General features: G+C 57.8%; 2 protein-coding genes. One reads left to right on the top strand and one right to left on the bottom strand.

Annotated features, from left to right (window positions below):
* Positions 1-148: 148 nt before the first annotated feature.
* On the bottom strand, positions 149-931 hold the full coding sequence (locus ATN38_RS00160; protein ID WP_021334706.1) for a DUF4145 domain-containing protein: 783 nt from the start codon (positions 929-931) through the stop codon (positions 149-151).
* A gap of 341 nt (positions 932-1,272) precedes the next feature.
* Here ATN38_RS00160 and ATN38_RS00155 point away from each other — a divergent pair, with 341 nt between their 5' ends.
* Positions 1,273-1,992, top strand: coding sequence for a hypothetical protein (locus ATN38_RS00155; protein ID WP_021334705.1), 720 nt, complete (start codon positions 1,273-1,275; stop codon positions 1,990-1,992).
* Positions 1,993-2,140: the final 148 nt, after the last annotated feature.

The following is a 2,140-nucleotide window of genomic DNA, read 5'->3' as shown; positions in this document are numbered from 1 at the left end:
ATCGTGAGCACGGGCGTACCTTCCCGCCAGCGTTGGCGCGCTGGACTTGATCAGAATCCTGTTCGTGTACAGATCATCATCCGGGAAGGTGCGTCCTCCCGGGATCCACAGGTTTCGATCATTCCTCATGGGTCGACGGAGTGATGCTCTACTCACGACCTTTTCGCTGCTGCTCTTCTGCGATGATCCGTTTCGCTTCGATGTTTGAGTTGGCATATTTGGACGGTGTCGGTGCGGGGTAGAGATGGTCGAGCGCGGTTTCGACAATCTCCATGGTTCGGAGGAGATCGCCGGCGGTAGTTAGGGATGAATCGTGAGTGTTCGAGTTTCCAACGATGCGGACGGCGTCCAGCAAGTCTTTGACGTCGACCTCTGGGTGCGCTTCGTGGAAGTTGTCTATTCGAGTGCTCAGATACAGGGGTGCATGGTTCTTGTTGGTGGATAGCCGCGGGATACCTTGCTCGTCGAGGAGAATCTCGATGCTTGCGCGCAGGGCAGTCGCTGCGGCTCGCGGATCATTCCAAACCAAGGAACCTACTCGAGAGAGTTCTGCCTTGATTGCGTCAGGCACTGCACCGGCGGTCTCAGCAACGTCAATCGGCGGATAAAACCCGCGTACAGAATATTTCGTTTCGAACTGTCGATCGTTGCTGAATGAGCTGACTTCATGAACGGTGAAGTCGCCGTATACGAGAGTAGTGCCTTTGCAGTTGATCGCAGTGCAGATTGTTTGCGCGGCAAAGGTTCCGACTATCGATTCGGGTTCGCCATCGTTGACATCGAACTCGGTGGTGTTGAAGTAGGGATCCCGGTTCAGCACGACCCTGTCCTCCTCGAGTGGGAGTGCGCCGACGTTGCAATAGGGGCATTCAATCTGTGGCCATTGGTGCAGAAATATTGGCTCTGTCAGTTTCTCCGCGAACGGCTTCATGACCTGCTCCTAATGTTCGGATCGGCTGTTTCAAGTCTATCTACGATGCTGCGGACTGGAGGTGGATTACTTCGGTCAAGCCAGACTGATCGTGTTCGGTAAAACCGCCAGTTTGAGATGTGGGGACGCTCCAGATCTCCCTGCCCCCGGCACAGCGAGGGGCAGGGGCATCTGGAGTTGCAAGTGCATTCGAAGTGTGTACGACATATGTTGCACAACAACGGAATTCAATCGTCGGATCTTTGCCCGCTGGAGATGTTGATGGTAGATTTGTGGAGTCCTGTTAGTGGTGGCGCCTGACCAGCCCGCCGATTCGATCACCTGGAAAGGGTGGTTTTCTGATGACTGTTCTCGACGTGCGTGCGGATTCTGCTGTGACGGCTCCTGTGCGCGATGGAGTGGAGGTGCTTGAGGTGATGCCCGCCGCGTTGGTGTCCGGGTTTCCCTCCGAGGGTGCGTGGTCCGAGGTAGTTGATGAGAGCGGCGATGTGGTGGCTGCAGGGTGGTTTTCTATTGACGCGGATGTTTCCACGCCGGAGTCGGGCAGGGTGGTGTTGGTTTCTCCGCAGTTGGCTGTGCCAGGCCGGAAGTTGCTGTCGGCGTGGGCAGGTTCCGTGCGGCCTTCAGAGGTCCGTGCTGCAGCTGTAGCGCCTGGGTGTGCGCCTGTGTGGTTCGGGCAGTACGTGTCCCCTGTGCATGAAGCTCAGCGTGTTGTGGTGCAGTTGGAAGCCGAGCGTGAGAAGTGCGCAGTTCTGGAGCGTGCGCAGGGTGAGTCCGTGCGTAAGCATCAGGAGTGGATCGAGAACTTGAATGATCTGGCGATCGAATGGGCCGATGACAACAGTTTGTGCGAGCAATTCGATCGGTTCATGGAAGAGAACGGGTTGCGAGGGCGTGAGCGTGACCAGGAGGTAGAGGTGACCGTGACTGCAACGATGACAGTGGCGGTGCGTGGTGTTTCGCAGCGCGATGCTGAGGAGCGAATTGATTCGGACGATATTCGTGAGCACATCAGCGGCCATCTCTCGTATCTGGATTTCGACTACGCGTTGGCTGACTAGCCCGGGGGAGAGGTGAGGCCGGGGGAGCGCGCAGCGCCCGGCCTCACCTCGATCCATTGGTGAGTGGAAGAGGGGAGCGCGCAGCGCCCGGCCTCACCTCGATCCATTGGTGAGTGGAAGAGGGGAGCGCGCAGCGCCCGGCCTCACC

The organism is Rhodococcus sp. FH8 (assembly GCF_019266085.1).
Lineage (GTDB): Bacteria > Actinomycetota > Actinomycetes > Mycobacteriales > Mycobacteriaceae > Rhodococcus_F > Rhodococcus_F qingshengii.
Note: the sequence above shows the minus strand (reverse complement) of the source record. Positions and strands in the feature narration are given on the sequence as shown.

What these genes read in the sequence shown, in the direction of transcription:
- ATN38_RS00160 (WP_021334706.1), bottom strand. Translation starts at nt 931, where the DNA reads ATGAAGCCGTTCGCGGAGAAACTGACAGAGCCAATATTTCTGCACCAA.
- ATN38_RS00155 (WP_021334705.1), top strand. Translation starts at nt 1,273, where the DNA reads ATGACTGTTCTCGACGTGCGTGCGGATTCTGCTGTGACGGCTCCTGTG.